This is a genomic window from Nocardia yamanashiensis (assembly GCF_021183565.1).
Classification (GTDB): Bacteria; Actinomycetota; Actinomycetes; order Mycobacteriales; family Mycobacteriaceae; genus Nocardia; species Nocardia yamanashiensis.
This window is the reverse complement of sequence record NZ_CP089226.1, coordinates 6,592,186-6,608,855: the sequence shown is the minus strand read 5'-3', so window position 1 is coordinate 6,608,855 and position 16,670 is coordinate 6,592,186. Positions and strand designations below refer to the sequence as shown.

Sequence of the window (16,670 nt, the reverse complement as noted above, 5' to 3'; positions counted from 1 at the left end):
CCTGCCGCCAGGTGGCAGGGGCGGAAATGTTCTTTCAGGAGTCGCTGACTCGCAGAATCACCTTCCCGAACGATTCCGGGGAGTCGAGCAGTTCGTGCGCGGCGGCGGCATCGGTGACCGGCACTTCGGCCGAGACGACCGGCACGATGGTGCCGTCGGAGATCAACGGCCAGACATGCCGGCGCAGTTCGGTGATGATCTCCGCCTTGGAACCCTTGCCGTGTTCGGGGCGGCGGCGCAGGTTGGTGGCGTGGATCGCACCGCGCTTGCCCAGCAGTGTGGCCAGATTCAGTTCCGCCTTCACCCCGCCCTGCATGCCGATGATCACCAGATGCCCGTCCTCGGCCAGCACCTCCACATTGCGCTCCAGATATGCCGCGCCCATATTGTCGAGAATGATGTCCACGCCCGGATATTCGGCGTGCAGCACGGTCACGAAATCGTGCTCCTTGTAATTGATCGTGACCGTCGCGCCCAATTCCCGGCAGCGCTCCAGCTTGTAGTCCGATCCGGCGGTCACCGCCACCCGCGCGCCCAGCGCCCGCGCCACCTGGATGGCATGCGTGCCGATACCGCTGCCGCCGCCGTGAATCAGCAGCAAATGCCCCGAATGCATGCCCGCGGTCATCACCAGGTTGGACCACACCGTGGCCGCCACCTCCGGCAGCGCCGCGGCGGCCGCCAGGTCCAGGCCCTCCGGCACCGGCAGCACCTGGGTCTCCGGCACCAGGACCCGCTCGGCGTACCCGCCGCCGGACAGCAGCGCGCACACCTTGTCGCCTTTGCGCCAATCGCGCACTCCGGCACCGACTTCCGCGACCACACCCGAGCATTCCAGCCCCAGCGTCTCGCTCGCCCCCGGCGGCGGCGGATAGAAGCCCTGCCGTTGCAGCAGGTCCGCGCGGTTCACCCCCGCCGCCACCACATCGATCAACACCTCACCCGGACCGGGCGCCGGCAGGTCGTCCACCTGCGCCCACTTCATCACCTCGGGCTCACCGAAACCGTCCAGCGTCACCGCATACATGAATTCGAGCCTACGACCCGCGCCCGGCGATTACTGTCAGGCAAGGCTCGGGGAGGGCACAGCATCCTGTCAGCTTTTCCGGGCATCGTGGAATTACGGCCGACAGACAGGAGATTCCATGATCGGCATCATCACCACCCTGGCCGCCCTGACCATTCTCACCGTCATGGCGATATCGGGTTCCGTCGCGGCGCATTCGCCGCGCGCCCTCGTTCGCGTCCGGCGCAGGTGATCGCGGACTACCGTTTGCCTGCATGAGCAGTTTCGTCGATTTCCAGAACGAGATCTATCTGCAGGGCCTCGCCGGCGTCGTCCCCGCGCTACCGATGACCGCGGCCGGACTGGAGCAGCGGGCCCGGGAAGTTCTGGAACCGGCCGCGTTCGCCTACGTCTTCGGCAGCGCGTCCGCGGAACGGACCGCGCACGCCAATCTCGCCGCCTTCGAGAAGTACCGGCTGCTGCCGCGGGTGTGGCGGGGCGCGACCGCGCCCGGCGCCCGGGACCTGTCGGTGGAGGTGCTCGGAACCCGGCTCGCCGCACCGATTCTCACCGCGCCCATCGGCGTGCTGGGGTTGCTGCACGAACAGGGCGAGACCGTGGTCGCCGACGTGACCCGGGAGCTCGGCATCGGCATGGTGCTGTCCACCGCGGCCTCTTCCACCATCGAGGACGCGGGCGCGGCGGCGGGCGACTGGTGGTATCAGCTGTACTGGCCCAATGACAACGAGCTGGCGCGGTCCTTCGTGGAGCGCGCCGAGAAGGCCGGGGCCAAGGCCATCGTGGTGACCGCCGATACGCCCAGCCTGGGCTGGCGGCCGCGCGATCTGGCGCTGGGGCATCTGCCGTTCCTGCACGGCAAGGGCATCGCCAACTATCTGTCCGATCCGGTCTTCCGGGCCAAGCTGGCGGCCGCGCCGGAGGAGTCCGAGGACGCCATGCGGGCGGCCATCCTCACCTGGGTAGGAACCTTCGGCAATCACTCGCTGCGCCCCGCCGATATCGCGAAACTCCGTGACTGGACCGAACTTCCGATCGCGGTCAAGGGCGTCCTGCACCCCGACGACGCCCGCCAGGTGGTCGACGCCGGCGCCGACGCGGTGATCGTCAGCAACCACGGCGGCCGCCAGGTGGACGGGGCCGTCGGCGCGCTCGACGCCCTCCCCACCATCGTCGCCACCGTCGGCGATCGCGCCGATGTGCTCTTCGATTCCGGCATCCGCACCGGCTCCGATGTGATGATCGCGCTCTCCCTCGGAGCGAAAGCCGTCCTCTACGGCCGCCCCTGGGCCTACGGCCTCGGCCTCGCCGGCCGCGACGGCGTCAAGCACGCGCTGCGCTGCCTGCTCGCCGATTTCGATGCGGCCATGGGCCTTTCGGGCTGCACCGCCGTCACCGAACTGAGCCGCACGATGATCTCCAGTTTCCGCTGACGTCCTCGGTTGCCCGGCGGACCCGCCCGGAGCGAAGCGGAGGGCAGATCAAACACAGTTAGAATCGGGGTGTGGCGGTCGATTCCGGGGGCCGGTCCGTGGCTGAACCGAGGTGGCTCACCCCGGAACAGCAGCGCGCCTGGCGGGCCTACATGGACGGCAGCCAGCGGCTGATGGCCGATCTCAATCGCCAGCTGCAACGCGACAGCGACCTGTCCTTCGCCGACTACCGCATTCTGGTCAAGCTCTCCGAAGCGCCCGGCCGGGCGCTGCGCATGAGCGATCTTGCCGACGGCGTGCTGTCCTCGCGCAGCCGCCTCACCCATCAGATCCGGCGGATGGAAGCCGAGCGCATGGTGCGCCGCACCGCCTGCGAGGACGACGGCCGCGGCGTGCTGGCCCAGCTCACCGACGAGGGCCTGCGCCGGTTGCGCGCCGCCGCCCCCGGGCACGTCGCCGCCGTCCGCCGCTTCTTCGTGGACCTGCTCACCCCGCAGCAGCTGGCCGCCGTCGCCGCCGCGCTGGATCTGGTCGATCTGGCCGCCGATCACCGCTCGGCCGCCAGGTCGGACCAGGATTTCGACTGAGGTCCGGAGAGCGGGCGCGGGACCGATCGAAGCCCGCTTTCCCATCCGCTAACATCGAACCCCTGGAAGCGTGGCAGAGCGGCCGAATGCAATCGCCTTGAAAGCGATCGTCGTGAGAGCGACCGGGGGTTCAAATCCCTCCGCTTCCGCCAATTCCAAACGATGAGGGTGTGTTTCGTGCGCGGTTGGATCGGAATGGGGCTGGCCGTCGCGGCACTGCACATCATCGGCTGGGGGATGTTGCTGTTCCTGGTCGTCCCCGGACACTACGAGGTGCAAGGCGCGGTGTTCGGGGTCGGCCTCGGACTCACCGCCTACACCCTCGGCATGCGGCACGCCTTCGACGCCGATCACATCGCCGCCATCGACAACACCACGCGAAAGCTGGTGGCGGAGAACGGGCGCACCAAGACCCACACCGTCGGTTTCTGGTTCGCGCTCGGGCATTCCACCATCGTGTTCGTCATGGTCGGGCTGCTGGCGCTGGGCGTGCGCGCGCTGGCCGGGCCGCTGGAGGACGAGGACTCGGCGCTGCAACGCTGGACCGGGCTGTGGGGGACCAGCATCTCCGGCAGCTTCCTGATCCTCATCGGGCTGCTGAATCTGGTGTCGCTGATCGCCATCTGGAAGGTGTACCGGCGCATGCGCGCGGGCAACTTCGACGAGGCGCGGCTGGAACGGGAACTGGAATCGCGCGGCCTGCTGAACCGAATCCTCGGGCCGGTCATGAAACTGGTGCGCAAGCCCTGGCAGATGTATCCGGTGGGGCTGCTGTTCGGGCTCGGCTTCGACACCGTCACCGAGGTGGGCCTGCTGGTGATCGCGGGCGGCGCGGCTGCCACCGGTTTGCCGTGGTACTCGATCGTGGTGCTGCCCATACTGTTTTCGGCGGGCATGGCGCTGTTCGATTCGCTGGACGGCTCTTTCATGAGCTACGCCTACGACTGGGCGTTCGCGCGGCCGGTCCGCAAGATCTACTACAACCTGGTGATCACCGGGCTCTCGGTGGCGGTGGCGCTGCTCATCGGCACCCAGGAGATCATTTCGATCTTCGTCGAAAAATTGGACATCACAACGGGTTTGATGGCCTGGATCGGCAACCTCGACCTCGGCCACCTCGGCTTCATCATCGTGGGGCTGTTCCTGGGCACCTGGGCGATCGCCGTGGCGGTGTGGCGACTCACCGATATGGAGACTCGCTGGGAAAGAGACCTCGCCGCCGACTGATTCCATCTGGCACCATGGCAGCGTGGATCGCCGCCGTGTTGCACGGCGTCGCCTGGCCGGCGCCCTCGCCTGGGCCGCACTGTTGACCGGTGCGGCCGTTCTCTCACCCCCGCATGCCTTCTCGGAGCCGCCGGTGGAATCCGGCTCCAACGAGGAGTCGCCGCCCGCGGTCGATCCCGTGCACCCGTCCCGGGCCGCCATCCGCAGCATCTCCAACATCACCGAACGGCTGCTGCGCGTCGAGGTCGCCTCGCCCGCCATGGGCAGAACCGTGGAAATCCAAGTGCTGCTGCCGGATCGGCGCGACGAGCCCAGACCGACCGTGTACATGCTCGACGGCCGCGCCGCCTCACCCGAGGCCAACAACTGGACCGCGCGCGGGGGAGCGCTCGAGTTCTACGCCGACAAACCGGTGAACGTCGTCTTCACCCTGGGCGGCCCCGCCAGCTACTACACCGACTGGCTGCACGCCGATCCCAAGCTCGGCACCAATCGCTGGGAAACCTTCCTCACCCGCGAACTGCCGCCCCTGGTCGACTCCCGCTTCGGCGGAAACGGGGCCAACGCGCTCGCAGGCGTGTCGATGGGCGCCGAGGCGGCCATGATGCTGGCCGTGCGCACTCCGTGGCTGTATCGCGCCGTGGCGGCCCATTCCGGTTGTTACGCCATGAGTTCCGATTTCGGGCAGGCGCAGGCGCGCGCGGTGGTCGGCACCTTCGGCGGGGATCCGGACAATATGTTCGGGCCGTCGGACGATCCGCAGTGGGCGGCGCACGATGTGATGGCGCTGGCGGAACAGTTGCGCGGCAAGGCCATCTACCTGTCGTCGGGCAGCGGGTTCCCCGGCGAGCACGACATCCAGGGCAACCCGGACTTCCGCAATGCCGTCATGTTCGGCGGGCCGATCGAGGCGGGCGCGGCCATGTGCACCCGCCAATTCGCCGACCGGCTGGCGCAATTGGGGATCGGGGCGAACGTGAACCTGCGCCCCACCGGCACCCACTCCTGGCCCTACTGGACCGACGAGCTGCCACGCTCCTGGCCGACCTTGGCGGCGGGGCTGGGGATCGCGTAGACCCCGTCAGCCCGCGAAGCGCGCGACGATCGCCGGATCGGTGGCGAAGGCCAGGAAGAAGTCGTTCTCGTGGCTGTCGCCCGCGGTCACGCGCACGCCGTCGGCGCCGTACGGCCGCACGATGACGCCCGCTTCGGTGCTGGCCGCGCCGAATTCGGCGCTCTTGTCGCCGAGCGGCAGCCAGACGAAGTTCGCCTCGCTGCGCGGCACGGTGTAGCCCGCCGCGATCAGCGCGTCCCGCATCCGATCACGTTCGGCCACAACGGCGTCCGTGCGCTCCAGCAGCTCGTGCCGCGCCTCCAGGGAGGCGATGGCCGCCGCCTGCGCGACCCGGCTCACGCTGAACGGGATGTGCACCTTCATGAGCGCGGTGATCACCTCGGGCGCGCCGACCGCGTAGCCGACGCGCAGCCCGGCCAGCCCGTACGCCTTCGAGAAGGTCCGCAGCACCAGCACATTCGGCCGGTTCCGGCCCAGCTCCACGCCGTTCGGGAAGTCCTCGGCGGGAATGCGCACGTATTCGTAGTACGCCTCGTCCAGCACCACCAGCACGGTCGACGGCACTTCATCGAGGAACTTCTCGATGGCGGCCCGGCCGTGCGCGGTGCCGGTCGGATTGTTCGGGTTGCACACGAACACGACCCGGGTGTTCGGCGTCACCGCCGCCGCCAGCGCGTCCAGATCGTGCGCGTAGCCATGGTCCAGCGGAATCTGCACCGCGGTCGCCCCGGCCACCCGGGTGACGATCGGGTACGCCTCGAACGAGCGCCAGGCGAACAGCACCTCGTCGGTCGGCGCGCCACAGGTGATCTGCACCAGTTCCTGGCACAGCGCCACGCTGCCGCAGCCCGCCGCCACGTTCTCGACCTCGACGCCCACGAATTCGGCGATGGCCGTCCGCAATTCGACGGCGGCATTGTCGGGGTAGCGGTTGGACAGCTCGACGGCCTCGGCGATCGCCTTCGTCACCGACGGCAGCGGCGGGAAGGTGGTCTCATTGCTGGCCAGCTTGACCGCGCCCGGCTGGGTGCGGCCGGCCACGTACGCCGGAATGGCCTCGAGATCCGGGCGGATGTGCGCGCTCACCCCTCCACCCTAAGCGGCGCGCGGGATGTGCTGGCGCCGAGCCTGGTCGGCGGCTGCCCGATGCCGCCGGCGGGATAGCCGGAACCGGCACGTCGCCGAAAAATATCCGGATTGCCCGTCGTGCCGGAATATTTATCCCGAACTTTACCTAGCATCACTACTCTGGCGTTATGTCGGGCGTTTACCGAGATCTAGCTCCTGTGCACGACACCACCACGGTCCCGGTCATGGTGCTCGAACCCGAGGGTCACGCCCGCGGCGGCATCGTGGTGCTGCACGAATCACGCGAATTCACCGAGCCATTGCTGGAGCTCATGCGCGCGCTGGCCGACGACGGCTGGACCGTGCTGGCCCCGGATCTGTTCCATCGCGACAACGGCACCATGCCCGAACGCGTCTTCGGCTCCGATCTGATCGAGGATTTCGACGCCTGCTTCGACTGGCTCACCGGACGCGGCGTCTTCCGCGACTGCATCGGCGTGCTCGGCTTCGACTCGGCCGGCACCGCCGCCGCGCTGGTCGCCACCGATCGCCGGGTCGGCGCGGTGGTCAGCGTCGCGGCCCCCGGCATCGAAACCCCGCTCACCCCACAGGCCGTCGCCCTGCTCGCCGCCGCGCCCACGCTGAAAGCCCCGTGGCTGGCCCTGTTCGGCGCCGATGACCCGCGCACCCCGCCCGAGCAGATCGACCGGCTGCGCGACGCCGCCGCCCGCGCCGACGTCGCCACCCTGGTGGTCACCTACCCCGGTCTGCGTCACCGCCCCGACCATCCCGGTTTCGAGCCCGCCCCGCACGAGGACGATTCCACCCTCGACGCCCAGACCCGCATCTTCGATTGGTTCGACTCGCACCTGCGCTGACCAGCCGATTTGGCCTATTGGTCACCCGCTGTGTAATCTTCTGTCCCGGCGGTTCGAAAGGACCGGCGCCCTCGCAAGAAGGCAACCAGGAGGCGTGCCAGAGCGGCCGAATGGGACTCACTGCTAATGAGTTGTCCCTTCACGGGGACCGGAGGTTCAAATCCTCTCGCCTCCGCCAAGCCAGGCTCGCCTGGTGTACTACAAACTGAATAACCATGCGCCCGTAGCTCAACGGATAGAGCATCTGACTACGGATCAGAAGGTTAGGGGTTCGAATCCCTTCGGGCGCACCACAAAAGGTCCCGCACTCCCAGAGTGCGGGACCTTTTCGCTTGCGTCACATCCTCTTTCGGCCCCCTCAGGGCGGCCGTGAGTTATCTCACCCGGCCGCCTCCCGTCATTCCGGCTCAGCCGGAATCCACACGCTCACTTCCAAGCCGTCAGGTCCGGCAGGTCGCCGGTGAGGTCCTCGCCCTTGGACCGCCCGATCAACCATGCGGCCAGCGAGGCGGCCGGACCGGTGATGGTGGTCGCGCCCGGGCCGGTGGTGCCGGTGTAGCCGGTATCGGTCGCGTGCACGGTGAAGCCGGGCCCGGCGAGGGCGGCGCGGTCGGCCACGGACTGGGGGAGCAGGCGGGACACGAACGCCTCGGACCAATCGGCGGGGGTGTAGTCCAGCGCGAGGTCCACGTGATGGATCTCCACCTCCAGCAGGCGCATCCAGGGCACCTTGGTCGCGGGGATCTCGCCGCCCTGGCGATTGCGGACGATGGTCGGCCAGCGGTCCTCGGGCATCACGCGGGCCAGGGCCAGCCAGCGTTCGGCGGAGGCGGCCAGGTCTTCCAGTTGATCGCGCAGGGGACGCGGGGCGCCCGCTTCGATATCGGCCTCGCGCAGATACGCGCTGGCGTACTGGGGCGTCTCGATGCCGGTGCGCGCCCAGAGCAGCAGGTTCACCAGGCTGTCGGCATTGCGCGAGAGATGCGCGAGCACGTGGCCGCGGGTCCAGCCCGGCAGCAGCGACGGCTCGACCAGGTCGGCGTCGGTCAGTTTGCCGGCGGCTTCGAGCAGGCGCTCGGTCGCGGCGGCGACGGTGTCGAGCTGAGTGGCTATGCCGGTCGATTCCGGTGCGTCGCTGGTCACCTTCCCGACCGTACCCGGACACCGGATCAAACGCCGGATGATCCCGGGCGGTCCGCGCGGTGTCCGGAATCCCGTTCCGCCACAAAGATTTGCACGGCCAGCGCGATCAACCAGAGGGACATGGCGCCCACCTGGATGCGCTGGGCGATACCGAGGCCGTAATTGCCGGACAGGTTGTCCGCGATCAGCATCCACGCCGTCACGATGGAACCGATGATCAGGATCCACAGGCCGGTGTGCCGCAGGATGGGCCAGCGCTTGTACTTGAACGCCGCCACGCTGAACGCGATCATCGCGGTGTAGATCGAGAACACCGCGAGGGTGCTGGTCAGCGCGTGCACCTGGTGCAGCTGTGGGAACAGGCCGGTGTCCACATAGCGGTTCGGATCCTGTTGCTGCAGCGGCATCTGCGCGTCCGCGATGGTGGAGGCGCCGAAGCAGGCCAGCGCGATCCAGCCGATGTTCGAATACAGCCGCCGCGAGAACAGCAGCAGCCCGCCCAGGCCCGCCACCACCAGCAGCGCGCCCGCCACGGTGTCGCCGGTGGTGAACACCCAGCGGAACGGCGCGCCCTTCTCGGCCAGCTGGCTCAGGAAGGTATTGGTGGGGTCACTGGTGATGGGCAGGACGAACTCCAGCACCCACGAGGAGTAGCCGACGCCCGCCAGTCCGATCAGAATCGCCACGCACCAGCGCGATACCTTGCGCCACCGCGGGGTATGCGTCGGTTCGCCGATCGCGGTCTTCGCCTGTTCCTGGGTTGGCATCATCGCCGGGCTCGCTTTCGCTGACGTCACTCGCTCTCGCTGCACTCAGCCGGTCGCATCGCACACTCGGTCGCTCGTTTTGCACACTCGGTCATCGATAACGCACTGCCCGCAGTCATCGTTCCGGACTGGTCGGACGGTCCGGCGCTTCTTCCATAATGGCTCATCCGCGCACCTGCTCGCCGCGACCGAGTTCACAGCGCGTCGGTCACCAGGTCGGCGGCGGTATCCGGCCGCTCGTGCTCCCAGATCCGCACCACGGTCCACCCGGCGGCGATCAGCCGGGCATCGGTATCGCGATCGCGGGCCACATTTCCCGCCAGCTTCGCCGCCCACCATTCGGCATTGTTCTTCGGGAACGTCGCGTGGTCCGGGCAGCTGTGCCAGAAACAGCCGTCCACGTAGACCGCGACCTTGCGGCGCGGGAACACGATGTCCGCCCGCCGCCGCATGCCCGGAATCGGGGCGCGATCCACGAAGAACCGCTTGCCCCGCCGATGCAGCTCCCGGCGCAGCGCGAGCTCTGGCTTGGTCCCCACGCGCCGCTGCTTGGCCATGCGCGCACTGGTCGCCGCGTCGGTGACCGGTCGCCCGCCGCTCATCCCGCGCACCGATCCGCCGGGTGATGGTGCGGCATACCTCTCCTGCTTTTCGCACGGACCGCCGCGTGCGGCTCAGGCGGCCTCGCGGGGGAATCCTCCCATCCGGTCGAGGTGGTTCTCCACGTCGTCCAGGAATCCGGGCGGGAAGCGCAGCGAACCCATGCGGGTGCGGCGCAGGAAACCGGCCGTTGCACGGGCCGAGAGCAGGCGGGAGTCGTCGAGGAACCAGCGTAAGTCCTCGTAAGGGGCGTGAACGGGCCAGGTGGACACCGGAACTCGCATGCGGACGCCGTCGCGGCCCCAGGCGGCGGTGGGCCAGCCGCGGCCGGTGAGCGGTTCGCCGTCGGGGTAGGGGTCGTCGGCGGGGTCGGCCAGCCGCGAACCGATCCAGTCGGCCATGCGCACGCTGACCGCATTGCCGACCAGCTTCCAGCGATGGCCCGGGCGGACGCCGGGGACGGCCAGCGCGGGCGCGGTCCAATCGCGGTCGAAGCCTTGCAGGCGTTCGGTATCGGTGAGGCCGGGGGTGACGATCTCGCCGGAGGGCAGGCGCACCGCGGGCGGGCTCGCGATGCCGAGCGCGGAACCGCCCTTCAAGGTCGGCACGGCATTGACCGCCCAGCCCAGCCCGCGCTGGCCCTCGGTCCAGTAGAAGCCGCACGGATCGTGCGCGGGATCGCCGACGGTGCGGGGCCCGGCATCGCAGCCGAAGAGCACCGGGCGCGGATCCTCGGTGCGCGAGGCCAGCATGAGCACCCGCTCGCGGCGCTGCGGCAGCCCGAACGCGCGGGCGTCCACCACCCGGTAGGCCCAGGTGTAGCCGAGTTCCTCCAGCGCGCCGGTGATGTGCCGCATGGCCGCCCCGCTGCCCAGCTGCAGCATGAACGGCACGTTCTCGATGAGCAGCCAGCGCGGCCCGCGCTTGCGCCGCACCAGCCGGAACACCTCGTCCACCAAACCCGAACGCGCCCCGGTGATTCCGGCGGTGCGACCGGCCTGCGACAGATCCTGGCAGGGGAATCCCGCGGCCACCAGTTCGGTGCCGGCGGGCAGCGCGCGTAGTCGCTTCACATCGGAATGCAAGGGGACGTCCGGGAAGTGCGCGGCCAGCACCGCCTGTGCGCCGGAATCGATCTCGCACAGCAATTCACTGCGCCAGCCGTGTGCGGCGAGCCCGAGCTCCAGTCCGCCGATGCCGGCGAACAGGCCGACCATCCGCGCGCCCGTCACTGCAGTCCCTTTCACCCCGGGGTCCCCTGATTGCCTCGAGTACGTTACTCGAGTTGCGGCGCAACCATCGCGATCAACACCGGGCACAACGGACCTACCAGGCATAACAGGAAATAAATCCCGCCGCGTGCGGACCTCGAGCGATACCGATCGGCGCGCATTGTGATCCGAGGCGCGCGGTGCCGCGTGCGCGCGAGCGGGCGCACACCTGCACGTACGGTATTAGGCGTGACGGAGAGCGGGAGCGAGGAATCGAAGCCGGCGGCGCCCAAGTGGCCGGCGATTCTGACCTGGCGGGCGCACAACGCGTCCCGCATGGAGTCGGTGCGGGTGGTGCTCAGCGGCAATCGGATTCGCGCCGCCGGTCGCATCATCGCCGGTGAATGCGAGGACCATCCCGCCTTCAGCGCCTCCTACGACCTGGTCACCGACGAGAACGGGGTGACCCGCCGGCTCTCGCTGCGCAGCACCCTCGCCACCGGCGAACGGCACGCCTCGATCGCGCGTGACGAGGAGAACTACTGGCTGATCGACGCCGGAAACACCCACGTGCGCTCCACCTTCGGCGGCGCGCTGGACGTGGACGTGGTGCTCAGCCCGTTCTTCAATACGCTGCCCATCCGCCGCTACGGGCTCGGGCACGCCAGCGAGGACGTGCAGGTGCCCGTCGTCTACGTCCGGCTGCCGGACCTGCTGGTGCAGGAAGCCAGCCTCACCTACAGCAGCGGGGCCGACGGCATCCACGTGCTCTCGCCCGTCTCCTCGGCCACCGTCACGGTCGACAACGACGGGTTCCTGCTCGACTACCCCGGCCTGGCCGAGCGGATCTAGCCGAGCGCTTCGAGGACCCCGCCGCGCCGTCCGGCATCGGCGAGGCGCGCCAGCCAATCCTGGTCGCCGGGGCGGATATCGGTGATGGCCCAGCGCTGGTTGTCGTCGTATTCGACGCGGCCGTCGTGACCGGCCTCCACCAGCTGGGCGATCTCGCCGCGGTCGCGCAGGCTGTCGCGGGCGTCGTTCAGCACGCGCAGCGTGTCTTCGAGGACCTCGAGCAGCGCGGCCGCATTCGGCTCGCAGATGGCGCGCACCAGGTCCGGGGCGGTGGCCGCCACCCGGGTGCCGTCCCGGAACGATCCGGCCGCCAGGCCGAGGGCCAGCGGGCCGCCGTTATTGCCCTGGATGGCGAGGGCTTCGGCCAGCACGTGCGGCAGATGGGAGATGCGCGCCACCGCCTTGTCGTGCTCCTCGGACACCACCGGCACCACCACCGCCCCGCAGTCCAGCGCCAACCGCGCCACCCGGCTCCAGGTTTCGGCATGCGTATCGGGGTCCACGCTCACCGCCCAGGCCGCCTGCTTGAACAGATCGGGATCGGTCGCCGCCCAACCCGATTCGTTCGTCCCCGCCATCGGATGGCCGCCGACGAAACGCGCACCCAATTCGTGCCGGTGCACGGCCGTGCGCACCGGAGCTTTGACGCTGACCACATCGGTGAGCGCGCAGCCGGGTGCGAAGCTCTTCACATCCGAGAGCACGGTGTCGAGGGCCGGCATCGGGACCGCGAGGACGATCAGCGCGTCGCTTTCGGCGGCGCGCCGCAGCACCGCCTCCACATCGCTGATCACGTCGTATCCGTCGGCGCGCGCGGCGCTCGCCCCCGCCTCCGATCGATTGAACCCCCACGCCCGGTAGCCCGCGGCGGCCGCGGCGCGCAGCACCGATCCACCGATCAAACCGGTACCGAGGACACAGACAGCTGCTTTCGGATGGCCCGTCATGCGATCAGATTCGCATACGACTTCAACATTTCCCCCGAAGCGGACTACCGTTGCGGCCATGGCAGCACAACGCTCGAGCGCGAACAGGGCGGCGTCGGAAGATTACGACGACGTGGAAGGGTTCGCAGTGGCGGTTGTCCGCGAGGAAGCCAACTGGAAAGTGACGCCCCTGACCTCGGCGGCACTGCACAGTCTTTCCGAAGCGGAGGATGAGTTGCGAGCTTTGCGAAGCTCCGGCGCGGTCTTCGGTCTGCTCGACATCGACGACGAGTTCTTCATCATTCTGCGTCCCGCCCCCACCGGCAGCCGCATCCTGCTCTCGGATGCGACGGCCGCCATCGACTACGACATCGCCTACGAAGTCCTCGAGCAGCTGAATGTCGAAGTCCCCGATATCGATCCGGACGACCTGGACGACGTCGACCCCTGGGAGGAAGGCGACCTCGGCGTCCTGGCCGATCTCGGCCTGCCCGAACCGGTGCTGGCCGTCATCCTCGCCGAAACCGATCTCTACCCCGACGAACAGCTCGGCATGATCGCCCAGCGCCTCGGCTTCGCCAACGAATTCGCCGCGGTGCTGGACAAACTGCCCAGGTGACCCCGGTCGGCGCCGACGAGGCCATGATCCGCGCGGCGATCGAAGCGGCCCGCACCGCCGATCCGCGCGATGTCCCCGTCGGCGCGGTCGTCTTCGGCCCGGACGGCCGCGAGCTGGCGCGCGCGGCCAATGCCCGGGAGGCCCTGGGCGATCCGACCGCGCACGCCGAGGTCCTGGCCCTGCGCGCGGCCGCGCAGGTCATGGGCGACGGCTGGCGGTTGGAAGACGCGACCCTCGCCGTCACCCTCGAGCCCTGCACCATGTGCGCGGGCGCGCTGGTGCTCTCCCGCATCGGCAAACTCGTCTTCGGCGCGTGGGAACCCAAGACCGGCGCGGTCGGCTCGCTCTGGGACGTGGTCCGTGATCGACGTCTCAACCATCGCCCCCAAGTCCGGGCCGGCGTGCTCGAAGCCGAATGCGCCGCTCTGCTGGACGAATTCTTCAAATCCCAGCGCCCCTAGCGCGCTCTCCAGCCGATTTCGGAATTCGCGGGCTCGTCCGGTAAAGTCACCACCGGTGGCGTGTCCGAGCGGCCTAAGGAGCACGCCTCGAAAGCGTGTGAGGGGTAACCCCCCTCCGAGGGTTCAAATCCCTCCGCCACCGCTGAAAGCCCCGCACCGGGAAACCGGTGCGGGGCTTTTTCTTTCGCGCCCGCGACAGCGGTGGATTCGGGCGGGATCGCCGCCGCGGGGGTTCGGGGGCGAAGCCCCCGAGACCTACTTTGCTTGGAAAAGCACCGGCCCCAACCGGATTCGGTTGGGGCCGGTGTCGTTCAGGTGGTGCGTCAGCCCACGGAGGCCGGCTCCTTGGCCAGCTCCACCGGCTTCTGCTGCAGCTCACGCAGCTTCGAGCCCTCGACGTCGATATCGGGCAGGATGCGATCCAGCCACTTCGGCATCCACCACGCCCACTTGCCCATCAGGACCAGCAGGGACGGGATGAGCACCATGCGCACGATGAAGGCGTCGAACAGCACGCCCGCGGCGAGCGCGAAACCGAAGGACTTGGCGGTGGCGTCGGTCTCCAGGATGAAGGAGCCGAACACCGAGATCATGATGATCGCCGCCGAGACCACGACGCGGGCCCCGTGGTGGTAGCCGCTGATCATGGCTTCCTTGGGGGACTTGCCGTGCACGAATTCCTCGCGCATCCGGGTCACCAGGAAGACCTGGTAGTCCATGGCGAGACCGAACACCAAGCCGATCAACATGATCGGCAGGAAGCTGACCAGCGGATGCGGATCCTCGATCAGGCCGAGCGCGCCGTCCTGGAAGATCAGCACCGTCGCGCCGAAGGTGGCCGCCATCGAGAGCAGGAAGCCGAGCGCGGCCGTCAGCGGGACCAGGATCGAGCGGAACACCAGGATCAGCAGGATGAATGCCGCGCCGGCGACCAGCGCCAGGTACGGAACGATCTTGCTGAGCAGCACGTGGTCGACGTCCGCGTAGATGGCCGTCGTACCGGTGATGCCGTAGGCCATGCCCGGGTATTCGGACGCGAGCGAGCTCTCGGCGCTGCGCGCCTCGCTCACCAGGTCCTTGGTCTCCTGGTTGTTCGGGCCCTTCTTCGGCACGGCATTGAGCATCGCGCCGGCCTTGTCCTGGCTGAACTCGGGCGCGGTCACGTAGTCCATGTCGGAGTAGGACTCGAGCTTCTTGCGCAGCGCGTCCGCGGCGGCTTCCCGCTTCTCGGGAGCGACGTCGGCCAGATCGGCCACGACCATGAGCACGCCGTTGCTGCCCTCACCGAAGCCCTCGGTGCGGACCTCGTACGCCTTACGGATGGTGGTCGTCTTGGGCAGGCTGTCATCGCCCGGCAGACCCAGCTGCAGACCCGCGGCGGGCGCGGCCAGCGCACCCAGCAGGATCACGCTGAGCAGCAGGGTGATGGCGGGGGCCTTGGCGATCACGCGGGCGAAGCGGGTGCCGTTGGTGACGTGGCTGTCGTCCGACGGGTCGTACTGGGCGACCAGCGGCAGCTTCGGCTTGAACAGGAAGCGGCCGACCGCGCCCATCAGCGCCGGCATCAGGGTGATGGCGGTGAGCACCGCGAACGCGGCCGCGATGGCGCCGCCGAGGCCCATGAAGGTCATGAACTCGACGCCGACCACGCTCAGGCCGCCGAGGGCGATGATGACGGTCAGACCGGCGAACACCACCGCGGAACCGGCGGTGCCGAGCGCGACGCCCGCGGCTTCCTCGGGCGAATCCTGCACGGCCAGTTCGGATTTGTAGCGGGACACGATGAACAGCGCGTAGTCGATGGACAGCGCGATGCCGATCATGGACGCCAGGAAGGTGGTGAAGCTCGGGACCTCGATCACCGAGGTGCCGACGAAGATCAGCGAGGTGGCCGCGCCGAGGCCGATGATCGCGGTGAGGATCGGGACGAAGGAGGCGACGATCGCGCCGAAGGCGACCATCATGACCACCAGCGCCACCGCCATGCCGATCATCTCGGACTTACCGCCGGGCTGCTGCTGCTCCATCGCGATGGAACCGCTCATCTCCACGGTCAGGCCGTTGTCGCGGGCGGTCTGCGCCACGTCGTAGGCGGCCTTGCGGTCGTCGGCGGTGACATCGCTGAACTTGGCGATATTGAACGGCACATTGAGCACCGCCACGGTGCCCGGTTCGGTCTTGTTCAAGACGTTCAGCGGTGCGCCGGTGCACTTGGAGACGTCCGGGTTCGCGGTGAGGCAGCCCATCTTGTCGGCCGCCTCCACCGGATTCATCAGCGGCTTCTCGTGATTCACGATGCCGAGCTGACCCAGCTTGCCGATCAGCGCGTTGATCTCGTCGACGTTCTTCTTGTCGGTGAGCTTCTCGCCGGCCGGGGCCTGGATGACGTAGGTGCCGGTCACGGCCTCGAACTTGAAAGCCTCGGAAGCACCGGGGAAGTGCTTGTCGAGGATTTCGTTGGCACGGGCGGACGGCAGTTCGGGCATGCTGAAGTCATTGCTCATCGGCTCCTTCAGCTGCGCGCCCACGCCGCCGAGCAGCAGGAACAGCAGAAGCCAGACGGGTAAGACGATCCATTTGCGGCGGAAGGCGAATTTGCCCCACCGGTAGAGGTATACGGACACGAGGGGTTCTCCTGGCGCTGGTTTGGGCTTGCTGGTGCAGGTCGGGCAGCGCATAGGCAGCTCTACCGCGGGAACCGTACGAACCCCCGCCTCCACGAAAATTCTGCCTACCGTGCGGTAGGTAGACTACCGAGTGGCAAAGCGGAGGAACAACCTCGATTTTAGTGGTGTTGCT

General features: G+C 68.5%; 16 protein-coding genes and 4 tRNA genes. 12 read left to right on the top strand and 8 right to left on the bottom strand.

Translation table 11 applies throughout. The features are described from left to right. Window positions 1-34: 34 nt before the first annotated feature. Window positions 35-1,027, bottom strand: a complete 993-nt coding sequence (locus LTV02_RS30525; RefSeq protein ID WP_233035218.1) for an NAD(P)H-quinone oxidoreductase — start codon at window positions 1,025-1,027, stop codon at window positions 35-37. Window positions 1,028-1,281: 254 nt separating this feature from the next. Between LTV02_RS30525 and LTV02_RS30520 the strand changes: the two genes are divergently transcribed. The 5 genes from LTV02_RS30520 to LTV02_RS30500 all read left to right on the top strand — a co-directional run bounded on the left by LTV02_RS30520 (window position 1,282) and on the right by LTV02_RS30500 (window position 5,346). Further along, entirely contained in the window at window positions 1,282-2,457 is a 1,176-nt protein-coding gene (locus tag LTV02_RS30520) for a lactate 2-monooxygenase (protein WP_233035217.1), read from the top strand. 152 nt (window positions 2,458-2,609) lie between these two features. Further along, window positions 2,610-3,044, top strand: coding sequence for a MarR family winged helix-turn-helix transcriptional regulator (locus LTV02_RS30515; RefSeq protein WP_233041759.1), 435 nt, complete (start codon window positions 2,610-2,612; stop codon window positions 3,042-3,044). A gap of 64 nt (window positions 3,045-3,108) precedes the next feature. Further along, window positions 3,109-3,196, top strand: a tRNA-Ser gene (locus LTV02_RS30510). 10 nt (window positions 3,197-3,206) lie between these two features. Continuing rightward, window positions 3,207-4,271 (top strand): Nickel transporter NicT, encoded by a 1,065-nt coding sequence (gene nicT / locus LTV02_RS30505; RefSeq protein WP_233035216.1) that lies wholly within the window; start codon window positions 3,207-3,209, stop codon window positions 4,269-4,271. A gap of 22 nt (window positions 4,272-4,293) precedes the next feature. Beyond that, window positions 4,294-5,346, top strand: a complete 1,053-nt coding sequence (locus tag LTV02_RS30500) for an alpha/beta hydrolase (RefSeq protein WP_233035215.1) — start codon at window positions 4,294-4,296, stop codon at window positions 5,344-5,346. A gap of 6 nt (window positions 5,347-5,352) precedes the next feature. On the opposite strand, the gene hisC is transcribed toward LTV02_RS30500, so the two are convergent. Next, complete coding sequence (hisC, locus tag LTV02_RS30495; protein ID WP_233035214.1) at window positions 5,353-6,432, bottom strand: histidinol-phosphate transaminase; 1,080 nt, start codon at window positions 6,430-6,432, stop codon at window positions 5,353-5,355. 170 nt (window positions 6,433-6,602) lie between these two features. On the opposite strand from hisC, the gene LTV02_RS30490 reads away from it, so the two are divergent. The 3 genes from LTV02_RS30490 (at window position 6,603) to LTV02_RS30480 (ending at window position 7,585) form a co-directional block, all read left to right on the top strand. Further along, a complete protein-coding gene (locus tag LTV02_RS30490) occupies window positions 6,603-7,292 on the top strand; it encodes a dienelactone hydrolase family protein (protein WP_233035213.1) in 690 nt (229 codons plus the stop codon). Between the two features lie 88 nt (window positions 7,293-7,380). Next, window positions 7,381-7,470, top strand: a tRNA-Ser gene (locus tag LTV02_RS30485). A 39-nt stretch (window positions 7,471-7,509) separates the two neighbouring features. After that, window positions 7,510-7,585, top strand: a tRNA-Arg gene (locus LTV02_RS30480). A 133-nt stretch (window positions 7,586-7,718) separates the two neighbouring features. On the opposite strand, the gene LTV02_RS30475 is transcribed toward LTV02_RS30480, so the two are convergent. The 4 genes from LTV02_RS30475 to LTV02_RS30460 all read right to left on the bottom strand — a co-directional run bounded on the left by LTV02_RS30475 (window position 7,719) and on the right by LTV02_RS30460 (window position 11,019). Continuing rightward, window positions 7,719-8,435: a maleylpyruvate isomerase family mycothiol-dependent enzyme gene (locus tag LTV02_RS30475; RefSeq protein WP_233035212.1), complete on the bottom strand. Its 717-nt coding sequence runs from the start codon at window positions 8,433-8,435 to the stop codon at window positions 7,719-7,721. A 26-nt stretch (window positions 8,436-8,461) separates the two neighbouring features. Then, window positions 8,462-9,205, bottom strand: coding sequence for a DUF998 domain-containing protein (locus LTV02_RS30470; protein WP_332909541.1), 744 nt, complete (start codon window positions 9,203-9,205; stop codon window positions 8,462-8,464). Between the two features lie 191 nt (window positions 9,206-9,396). Then, window positions 9,397-9,804, bottom strand: a complete 408-nt coding sequence (locus LTV02_RS30465) for a very short patch repair endonuclease (RefSeq protein WP_233035211.1) — start codon at window positions 9,802-9,804, stop codon at window positions 9,397-9,399. Between the two features lie 72 nt (window positions 9,805-9,876). Further along, window positions 9,877-11,019 carry a DNA cytosine methyltransferase gene (locus LTV02_RS30460; RefSeq protein ID WP_067718306.1) on the bottom strand — a complete coding sequence of 381 codons (1,143 nt, stop codon included), beginning with the start codon at window positions 11,017-11,019 and terminating at the stop codon, window positions 9,877-9,879. Between the two features lie 330 nt (window positions 11,020-11,349). On the opposite strand from LTV02_RS30460, the gene LTV02_RS30455 reads away from it, so the two are divergent. After that, a complete protein-coding gene (locus LTV02_RS30455) occupies window positions 11,350-11,865 on the top strand; it encodes a putative glycolipid-binding domain-containing protein (RefSeq protein ID WP_067718429.1) in 516 nt (171 codons plus the stop codon). Here LTV02_RS30455 and LTV02_RS30450 read toward each other — a convergent pair. After that, a complete protein-coding gene (locus LTV02_RS30450; protein ID WP_233035210.1) occupies window positions 11,862-12,812 on the bottom strand; it encodes a prephenate dehydrogenase in 951 nt (316 codons plus the stop codon). The genes LTV02_RS30455 and LTV02_RS30450 overlap by 4 nt on opposite strands. Before the next feature lie 58 nt (window positions 12,813-12,870). Between LTV02_RS30450 and LTV02_RS30445 the strand changes: the two genes are divergently transcribed. From LTV02_RS30445 to LTV02_RS30435, 3 genes are all read left to right on the top strand, one after another. Beyond that, a complete protein-coding gene (locus LTV02_RS30445) occupies window positions 12,871-13,410 on the top strand; it encodes a tRNA adenosine deaminase-associated protein (protein WP_067718311.1) in 540 nt (179 codons plus the stop codon). Window positions 13,411-13,433: 23 nt separating this feature from the next. Then, window positions 13,434-13,871, top strand: a complete 438-nt coding sequence (locus LTV02_RS30440; protein ID WP_233041757.1) for a nucleoside deaminase — start codon at window positions 13,434-13,436, stop codon at window positions 13,869-13,871. Window positions 13,872-13,925: 54 nt separating this feature from the next. Further along, window positions 13,926-14,013, top strand: a tRNA-Ser gene (locus LTV02_RS30435). 181 nt (window positions 14,014-14,194) lie between these two features. Here LTV02_RS30435 and LTV02_RS30430 read toward each other — a convergent pair. After that, window positions 14,195-16,495: an MMPL family transporter gene (locus tag LTV02_RS30430; protein ID WP_067721095.1), complete on the bottom strand. Its 2,301-nt coding sequence runs from the start codon at window positions 16,493-16,495 to the stop codon at window positions 14,195-14,197. Window positions 16,496-16,670: the final 175 nt, after the last annotated feature.

Coding starts and splice junctions, on each gene's coding strand:
- LTV02_RS30525 (WP_233035218.1), bottom strand. CDS start 1,027: ATGTATGCGGTGACGCTGGACGGTTTCGGTGAGCCCGAGGTGATGAAG.
- LTV02_RS30520 (WP_233035217.1), top strand. CDS start 1,282: ATGAGCAGTTTCGTCGATTTCCAGAACGAGATCTATCTGCAGGGCCTC.
- LTV02_RS30515 (WP_233041759.1), top strand. CDS start 2,610: ATGGACGGCAGCCAGCGGCTGATGGCCGATCTCAATCGCCAGCTGCAA.
- nicT (WP_233035216.1), top strand. CDS start 3,207: ATGAGGGTGTGTTTCGTGCGCGGTTGGATCGGAATGGGGCTGGCCGTC.
- LTV02_RS30490 (WP_233035213.1), top strand. CDS start 6,603: ATGTCGGGCGTTTACCGAGATCTAGCTCCTGTGCACGACACCACCACG.
- LTV02_RS30470 (WP_332909541.1), bottom strand. CDS start 9,205: ATGATGCCAACCCAGGAACAGGCGAAGACCGCGATCGGCGAACCGACG.
- LTV02_RS30465 (WP_233035211.1), bottom strand. CDS start 9,804: ATGAGCGGCGGGCGACCGGTCACCGACGCGGCGACCAGTGCGCGCATG.
- LTV02_RS30460 (WP_067718306.1), bottom strand. CDS start 11,019: ATGGTCGGCCTGTTCGCCGGCATCGGCGGACTGGAGCTCGGGCTCGCC.
- LTV02_RS30455 (WP_067718429.1), top strand. CDS start 11,350: ATGGAGTCGGTGCGGGTGGTGCTCAGCGGCAATCGGATTCGCGCCGCC.
- LTV02_RS30450 (WP_233035210.1), bottom strand. CDS start 12,812: ATGACGGGCCATCCGAAAGCAGCTGTCTGTGTCCTCGGTACCGGTTTG.
- LTV02_RS30445 (WP_067718311.1), top strand. CDS start 12,871: ATGGCAGCACAACGCTCGAGCGCGAACAGGGCGGCGTCGGAAGATTAC.
- LTV02_RS30440 (WP_233041757.1), top strand. CDS start 13,434: ATGATCCGCGCGGCGATCGAAGCGGCCCGCACCGCCGATCCGCGCGAT.